General features: G+C 66.8%; 6 protein-coding genes and 1 pseudogene (1 of these 7 running past the window's edge). 2 read left to right on the plus strand and 5 right to left on the minus strand.

What is annotated here, in order from left to right; all coding sequences use genetic code 11:
- Positions 1–71: 71 nt before the first annotated feature.
- From H7U20_RS28380 to H7U20_RS28400, 5 genes are all read right to left on the minus strand, one after another.
- Entirely contained in the window at positions 72–1,145 is a 1,074-nt protein-coding gene (locus H7U20_RS28380; RefSeq protein WP_199762504.1) for an ABC transporter ATP-binding protein, read from the minus strand.
- Between the two features lie 46 nt (positions 1,146–1,191).
- Positions 1,192–2,967 carry an ABC transporter permease gene (locus tag H7U20_RS28385; RefSeq protein ID WP_199762489.1) on the minus strand — a complete coding sequence of 592 codons (1,776 nt, stop codon included), beginning with the start codon at positions 2,965–2,967 and terminating at the stop codon, positions 1,192–1,194.
- A 205-nt stretch (positions 2,968–3,172) separates the two neighbouring features.
- Positions 3,173–4,261 (minus strand): ABC transporter substrate-binding protein, encoded by a 1,089-nt coding sequence (locus H7U20_RS28390; protein WP_199762490.1) that lies wholly within the window; start codon positions 4,259–4,261, stop codon positions 3,173–3,175.
- A 383-nt stretch (positions 4,262–4,644) separates the two neighbouring features.
- Positions 4,645–5,619, minus strand: coding sequence for a Bug family tripartite tricarboxylate transporter substrate binding protein (locus tag H7U20_RS28395; RefSeq protein WP_199762491.1), 975 nt, complete (start codon positions 5,617–5,619; stop codon positions 4,645–4,647).
- 96 nt (positions 5,620–5,715) lie between these two features.
- Positions 5,716–6,777: a porin gene (locus H7U20_RS28400; protein WP_199762492.1), complete on the minus strand. Its 1,062-nt coding sequence runs from the start codon at positions 6,775–6,777 to the stop codon at positions 5,716–5,718.
- 219 nt (positions 6,778–6,996) lie between these two features.
- On the opposite strand from H7U20_RS28400, the gene H7U20_RS28405 reads away from it, so the two are divergent.
- Entirely contained in the window at positions 6,997–7,710 is a 714-nt protein-coding gene (locus H7U20_RS28405; protein WP_199762493.1) for a response regulator, read from the plus strand.
- Positions 7,711–8,445, plus strand: a pseudogene (locus tag H7U20_RS28410) (sensor histidine kinase) (it continues 740 nt past the right edge of the window). It begins immediately after the preceding gene.

Below are 8,445 nucleotides of genomic sequence, written 5' to 3' on the forward strand. Positions count from 1 at the left end.
CCGGCAGACCGGCCGGCGGCGATTTGGGGGCGCGTCCGGCGAGCGGAACGCGAACCCGGTGGCGACTCGGCTCAGAACACCCAGAGCTTGTCGGCCGGCAGCTGCAACCAGTAGCTGCCCGGCTCCAGGCGGTACTTCGAGTAGGCACGCAGGCTGAGCTCGCTACCGCCCCCGCCCTTGAACAGGCACTCCCAGCGGTCGCCCAGGTACATGCAGGTCAGCAGCGGCAGTTGCAGCGCGTTGTCCACCTGGGTGGCGCTGATCTTCACCTCCTCGACGCGGATGATGGTGCTCGGCTCGTTGCCGGTGCTGGCGCCGCGCGCCGTGGCCTTGAGCGCCACGCCGTTGACGTCGAGCTGCACGGCGCCGCCGTTGCGCCGCACGATGCTTGCCGGCAGCCGGTTGTTACTGCCCATGAACTCGGCGGTGAACAAGGTGTCCGGCGTCTCATACATGCTTTGCGGGCTGCCCTGCTGTTCGATCTTGCCGTTGTTGAGCAGCAGGATGCGGTCGGAGATGGCCATCGCCTCGGCCTGGTCGTGGGTCACCATCAGCGCCGACAGGCCGAGCCGCACGATCAGCTCGCGCAGGAAGGCGCGCGCCTCCTCGCGCAGCTTGGCGTCCAGGTTGGAGAGCGGCTCGTCGAGCAGGATCACCGGCGGGTTGTAGACCAGCGCGCGGGCGATCGCCACGCGCTGCTGCTGGCCGCCGGACAGCTGGTGCGGGAAGCGCTCGCCCAGGTGGCCCAGGCCGAGCTGCTTGAGCACCTCGTTGACCCGCTCCTTGATCTCGCCGCCGCCCATCTTGCGCAGCTTGAGGCCGTAGGCGACGTTGTCGAACACGGTCTTGTGCGGCCACAGCGCGTAGGACTGGAACACCAGGCCCAGGTTGCGCTGCTCGGCCGGCATCTCGAAGGCGCGGCTGCCGTCGAAGACGCGGCGCTCGCCGATGTCGATGGTGCCCGCCTTCGGGCTCTCCAGTCCGGCGACGGCGCGCAGCAGGGTGGTCTTGCCGCTGCCCGACGGTCCGAGCAGGGCCACCACTTCGCCCTTTTGCAGGTGCATCGAGACGCCCTTGAGGATGGGGTTGGCGTGGGCGCCGCTGCCGTAATCCAGGTGCAGCTCGTTGACGGTCAGTTCGTTCATGATGATGTCTCGTTTCATGGTTTTGATTTCGCTTGTTGAACGATGATTAGTTATGCAGCTTGACGCCGAAGCGCAGCGCGATGCCCAGGCCGATGGCGACCAGCGTGATGTTGATGAACGAGAGCGCCGCCACCAGGTCGGTCGAGCCGCCGGCCCACAGCGACACCAGCATGGCGCCGATCACCTCGGTGCCGGGCGAGAGTAGGTAGACGCCGGTCGAGTACTCGCGTTCGAAGATCAGGAACACCATCAACCAGGCGCCCAGCATGCCGTATTTGATCAGCGGCAGCGTGACGTCGCGGCTGACCTGGCCACGGCTGGCGCCGACGGCGCGGGCGGCCTCCTCCAGCTCGGGGCCGACCTGCAGCAACGCGGTCGAGATCAAGCGCATGCCGTAGGCCAGCCAGACCACCGAGTAGGCCAGCCATAGCGCGAAGATGGTCGAGCGCACCTCGCGCAGCAGCGGTATGGCATGGCCGCTGAGCCACAGGGCGACGCCGTTGTCCATGCTCTTCAGGATGCCGTCCAGCCAGCTCGGCACGAACAGGAAGACCCACAGGAAGGACAGGCCGGCCAGCAGGCCGGGCACGGCGCGCGGCACCAGCACGCTGTAGTCGAGCAGGCGGGTGATGCCGTCCGGCTTGCGGTGCATGGCCAGCGCGATGGCGCTGTAGCAGACCACCGCCAGCGCGCCGCCGATGACGCCGATCAGCACCGTGTTGAGGATGCCGCGCATTAGCGACGGTTGTTCGAGGATCTCGCGGAAGTGCTGCAGGGTCAGCACGTCGGCCAGGCGCACGCCCTCGCCCCAGTACAGCACGAAGGAGCGCAGCACGATGCCGGAGATCGGCATGACGATGGTGAACATCAGCCAGCCGGCGATCAGGGCGAAGGCCAGCCACTTCCAATTACCCAAGGGCATGACCTTGGTGCGCGCGCCCTTGCCCTTGATGGAGACGTATTTGTTGGCCGACTTGAGCAGCCAGCGCTGCAGCATCACCAGCGGCATGGTCACCATCACCAGGCAGACGGCGACGGCGGCCATCAAGTGGTAGGACGGCGTGCCCAGCTTGTTGGTCAGCTTGTACAGGTAGGTGGCCAGCACCATGTGGCCCTCCGGGTCGCCCAGCACCAGCACCAGGCCGAACACCTCGAAGCCGAGGAAGAACACCAGCACGGCGGCGTAGGCCAGCGCCGGCATGATCATCGGCAGCGAGACGTTGAGCATCACCTGCAGCGGCGAGGCGCCGGCCACGCGGGCCGCCTCCTCGACGTCGGAGCCGAGGCTCTTCAGCGCCGACGAGGCGTACAGGTAGACGTGCGGCACGTGGGTCAGGCCGGCGATGACGACGATGCTGCCGAAGGAGTAGATGTTCCAGGGGATGAAGCCGAGCAGCTCCTTGGCCCAGGTCGAGTAGAAGCCGACCGGCCCCATGGCGACCACGTAGCCGAAGCCCATCACCATCGGCGAGACGAAGATCGGCACCAGCAGCATCGGCGCGATCCAGCCGCGGCAAGGCAGGTCGGTGCGGATCATCAGGAAGGCCAGCATGCCGCCCAGCGGCACCGAGATCACCGCCAGGCCGGTGGCCAGGATCAGGCCGTTGCGGAAGGCGATGGTGAAGTCGGGGTCGTCGAAGATGAAGCGGTAGGCGTCGAAGCCGAGCTCCTTGACCGGCATGAAGAACGGCGCCGACAGGAAGCTTTGGTAGAAGATCAGGAACAGCGGCAGGAAGATGGCGATCAGCGCGAGCGCCACCACCACGCCGCGCGGCCAATTGAGGCTGCGCCGGCCGGAGCTGGGAAGGGTCATAGTTTGCATGTTTGGTTCCGATGTGGCGAGGCGCGATGGGCGCCGGTTCGGGTACTGTGGGGTCAAGCCGGGCCGGCCGGTGCGGTCAAGGGCCTGTGTATGCGCGCGCCTTCGCCGCCCAAACCCATGCGGCAGAATCCGGGGTCGGACCCCGCCGGGGTCCGACCCCAGCTTGACGCCGCTGGGTTTGGCCGGCGCACCGGCGCGCCTGCTGTTACTTCTTGCCGGCGGTTTCTTTCCACTGCTTGAGGAAGGCCATGCGTTTGGCCGGGCCGAGGAACTGCAGCACGATCGGGTGCACCGGCACCGGCTTGACGTTGTCCTTGCCGATCTGCTTGATCAAGTCGGCCGAGGTGGTCTCGCCGGTGACGTCGGCGCGGATGGCGTACAGCTTGGAGTCGTTGGCGATCACCGTCTGGCCGCGATGCGACAGCATGTAGTCCAGCCACAGCTTGGCGCCGTTGAGGTTCTTGGCGGCCTTGTTGATGAAGATGACGCGCGACAGGATCAGCGTGTAATCCTTCGGCATCACCACGCCGATCGACGGATCGGTCTTGGCGCGCACCAGGGCGTAGGAGCCCAGCACGTTGTAGCCGATCAGGTTCTCGCCCGAGGAGATGCGCTCCATCATGGTGCCGGTGGACGACTGCACGCGCACCTTGGCCATGCCGAAGGCGTTCTCCAGTTCGAGGAACTTGGGGTTCTCGCGCGCGTCCTGGGTCATGAACATGAAGCCGACGCCGGACTTCTCGATGTCGTAGGTGGTGACCTTGTCCTTGAACTTGGGCAGCTGGATCAACTTGGTGAAGTCGGCGTGCGTCTGCGGCACTTCCTTGGCGTCGACCAGGCGCTTGTTGTAGACGATGGCGGCCGGCTCGAAGGTGGTGCCGTAGGCCTGTTCGTCCCACATCGCCCAGCCGGGGATCTTGGCCGCCTCGACCGATTTGTATTTGAGCGCGTAGCCGTCCGAGGCCAGGCGCATTTGCAGGTCCATCGCCGACGACCACATGACGTCGGCGGTGTTGCCGCCGGCCGCCACCTCGGAGATGAAGCGGTTGTACACCTCGGTCGAGTTCATGTCGTTGTATTCGACGGAGATGCCGGGGAACTGGGCGCTGAAATCCTTGATCAGCGGCTGGGTCGCCTTGCTGTCGGTGGCGCCGTAGATCACCAGCTTGCCCTCCTTCTTGGCGCCGTCGATGATCTTCTGGTAGTCGGCCGGATAGCCGGCCGGCACCTGGGCCAGGGCGGCCGAAGCGAATACGGTGGTCAATGCAGCGGCCAGGGTGGTTTTCAACATCATGTCTTGTCTCCGTCGTTTATATGGTGGCGATGATTCGCCTATTTTGGGCACCTCTAAAACCTGTCGTTCCCGCGTAGGCGGGAACCCATGCACCGCATGAGTTCCCCCCATGCACCGCATGAGTTCCCGCCATGCGCCGCATGCTGCTTAGCGCGGCATGGATTCCCGCCTACGCGGGAATGACGAGCTCGCGATTACTCAAAGTTCCCGCTACTGCGTTGCGCTACCGCGCTACTGCGCTACTGCGTTGCGCTACCGCGCTACTGCGCTACTGCGTTGCTGCTACTGCGTTGCGCTACCGCGTTGCGCTCCGCGTTGCGCTACTGCGCTGCTGCTACTGCGTATTCCGTACCGCGTATTCCGTACTGCGCATCCGGCGCCGCCTAGCGCATCAAACCCAACTCGCTGGCGCGCCGGCCGTAGTCGTCGACCGCCTTCTTCACGTAGGCCGCCAGCGCCTCGCCCGTCAGGCTGAACGGGTACAGGCCGTAGGCGGCGCGGCTCTGCGCGAACTGCGGCGTGGCCAGCACGCGGTCGAAGGTGGCGACCCACTTGCGGTAGTCGCCCTCGGCCACCTGCGGTCCCATCCAGACGCCGCGAATGATCGGCCAGACCACGTCGATGCCCTGCTCGCGCGCCGTCGGCACGTTTGCCAACACGCCCGGCAGGCGCTGTTCCGACAGCACCGCCAGCACCCGCGTATTGCCGTCCGCCGCGTACAACGTGGCCTCCGACGCGTCGCCCGAGACCACCTGCACGTAATTGGCGTGCATCGCGGTGAAGGCCTCGCCGCCGCCTTCCAGCGCGACGAAACGCAACACCTTGGGATCGACGCCGGCGGCCTTCACCACCAGCGCGATCTTCAACCAATCCTGGCTGCCGATGGTGCCCGAGACACCCACCAGCACCTTGTCCGGATGCTTCTTCAACGCGGCGATCAGCTCGCCCAGCGTCTTGTACGGCGAGTCGGCGCGCACCGCGATCATGCCGTAATCGGCGCCCAGCGCCGCCACCCAGCGCACGTCGTTGGCGGTGGCGCGGCCGAACTTGCCCTGCGCCAGATTCAGCAGCGAGCCGCCGGAGAACACCACCAGCGTGTTCGGCTCGGCGCGCCGCTGCGACACCAGCGAGTGCCAGGCCACCGCGCCTATGCCGCCGGGCAGGTAGCTGATGTGCATGGCGCCGGTGGGGCGGCCGGGCAAGCCGTTCAAGCCTTGTTGCGCCAACTTGCAGGTCAGGTCCATCGCGCCGCCCGGTTTGGACGGGACGATGCATTCCACGCCCGCCGGCTGGGCCGCCATGCCGGACCGCGGCAGGGCGCACATCAGCGCCAGCAAAGCTGGCAAAATTTTCTTCATCTGGTATGGGTATAGTAGAGCGGTGAAGCTTTCAAAGCGCTTTCAAGATCCGGCGTTTTTCAAATGTTTTCGAAAAACGCCGGATGCCCGGAAGGCTTAGAAGCGGTGCTGCATGCCGGTCATGAAACCGCGCTGGGATTCACCGAAACCGGCGTCGTCGCGCGACAGGCCGGTCAGCTGGCTGTTCTTGGCTTTGGCGTAGGCGGCCGAGACGTACAGGTCGGTGCGTTTGGACAGTGCGTAGCGATAGCGCGCCACGTACAGGGTGGGGTCGGCGTCCTTGCCGGCGGCGACGTTCTTGACGTTGACGTGGTAGATCGCGCCGGTCAGCGTGGCCGCGTCGATCTTGTAGTTGACGCCGCCCCAGTAGGTGGTGGCGTCGATGTCGGCAGTCAGCGCCTTGCCGGCCACCAGTTTGTAGTCGCGCACCACGGCGGTCAGCTTGAGCGGGCCGTTCTCGTAGTTGCCGCCCAGGTGCCAGACGGTGTTCTTGTCGCGGTTGCCGGTGGCCGGCACGGTGATGCCGTTGACCTGCTCCCAGGTCGCCATCAGGCTGACCGGCCCGGTGGTGAAGACGGTCGACAGACCCAGCTTGCTGCTGTCGCGCGCGCCGGTGGTCTGCTCGCCGAAGCCGTAGGAGGCGCCGAACTTGAGCGGGCCGAAGGTGCCGGCATACTTGATCAGGTTGTCGAAGGCGGTGGTGAAGCCGTACTTGCTCGGGCCGGTGGCCGGACCGGAGGTGGCCCACGAGTACAGCGGCGCGAAGCCCATCGGGTCGAAGGCGATCACCGTGTCGTACACGTTGGTGAACGAGCGGCCCAGCACGACGCGGCCGAAACCGCCCTCCAGGCCGACGTTGGCCTGGCGCTTGAACAGCACGCCGTCGGAGGCGCCGGTGTCCATCAGGATGCCGCCTTCGAGCTGGAACACGGCCTTCAGGCCGCCGCCCAGATCCTCTGTGCCACGCAAGCCCCAGCGCGAGGTGTTCATGCCGCCGGAGGTGACCCGGGTCAGCGAACCGCCGCCGGCCTTGGCGTCGGAGGCGTAGTCGACGCCCATGTCGAGCAGGCCGTAGACCTGGACGTTCGATTGCGCCTGGGCGGCGCCGCCGGCGGCCAGCAGGGCCAGCGCGGCGAGTGACAGGGTGGTTTTCTTCATGTGGGTCTCCAAAGGATATAGTTATTGGTGAGTTGCCTGATTCTTGAATCAGGCTGCCACTATAGGAGTCACTTCCTTTCAATTACCTTTCAGATCGGGTTGGGGACCGGCCTTGTCGTCACAGCGCCACAATTGGCGGCGCGCGCTTCCCAATTGGGCCGGCGGCGGCGATGATTCTGGCCTTACACTGAACTTATTTCACACTGTTGGCAAGAAAATATGCGCATTCTGTTAGTTGAAGACCACACCGAACTATCCCACTGGCTGGCCAAGGCGCTGCGCGACGCCCATCTGACGGTGGAATGCGCCGACAACGGCGCCGACGCCGACGCCCTGCTGCACACCCAGGACTACGCGCTGGTGATCCTCGATTTGACCCTGCCGCGCATGGACGGGCTGGAGGTGCTGCGGCGCCTGCGCGCGCGCGCCGCGCCGCGCGGCCAGACGCCGGTGCTGATCCTGACCGCCCGCGGCGGCCTGGACGACAAGGTGCAGGGCCTCAACCTGGGCGCCGACGACTACCTGGCCAAGCCCTTCGAACTGGCCGAGCTGGAGGCGCGCGTCAAGGCGCTGCTGCGCCGCAGCGTCGGCAACGAGAGCCTGGTGCACCACTGCGGCGCGCTCAGCTTCGACACGGTGACCCGCATGTTCAGCTACGCCGGCACGCCGATGGCGCTGACGCCGCGCGAGCACGCCGTGCTGGAAGCCTTGATCACCCGCGCCGGGCGCGCCGTGTCGAAGGAGAAGCTGTTCGACGAGGTGTTCGCGCTGGCCGACGACGCCAACCTCGACGCCATCGAGCTGTACATCCACCGCGTGCGCAAAAAGCTCGACAGCGGCGTGGCGGCCGACGCGCCCGGCGGCGCCATCATCACCACGCTGCGCGGCATCGGCTATCTGCTGCAGCCCCGGCCGGCCCAACCGGCCGCCTGAATGAGGCCGCCGGCCGCCCCACCCGCCCGCGCCGCCAGCGGCGGCGGCGCCCCGGCCGCGCTGGGCAGCCTGCGCGGCCAGCTGCTGCGCTGGCTGCTCGGGCCGCTGATCGTGCTGGTGCTGCTGAACGCCGTCTCGGTCTACCGCAACGCCCTCGACGCCGCCGACATGGCCTACGACCGCTCGCTGCTGGCCTCGACGCGGGCGCTGGCCGAGCGCGTCTCGGTGGTCAACGGCAAGGTGGTGGCCGACGTGCCCTACGTCGCCCTCGACAGCTTCGAGACCGACACCCTGGGCCGCATCTACTACAAGGTCACCGGCATCCGTGGCGAGACCGTGTCCGGCTACGCCGACCTGCCGCCGGTGCCGGCCAACGTGCCGCGCTCGCAGGCCTATCCGGCGCTGGTGCGCTTCTACCACGCCAGCTACCACGGCCAACCGATCCGCATCGCCGCCCTGCTGCAGCCGGTGTACGACGACTCGATGCGCGGCATCGCGCTGATCCAGGTGGCCGAGACGCTCGACGCGCGGCGCGGCCTGTCCAACCAGATCCTGTTCGACACGCTGCTGTGGCAGGCCGGCCTGCTGGTGGCGCTGGCCCTGCTGGTGTGGTTCGCCGTGCGGCTGGTGCTGCGCCCGCTGATGCGGCTCAAGCTGGCGGTCGAGACGCGCAGCCTGTCCGACCTGTCCGACGTCGACCCGGCGCTGGTGCACAAGGAGGTGCGCCCGCTGGTG

The sequence above is a fragment of the Rugamonas violacea genome (assembly GCF_016461825.1).
In the GTDB taxonomy this organism is placed as follows: domain Bacteria; phylum Pseudomonadota; class Gammaproteobacteria; order Burkholderiales; family Burkholderiaceae_D; genus Rugamonas.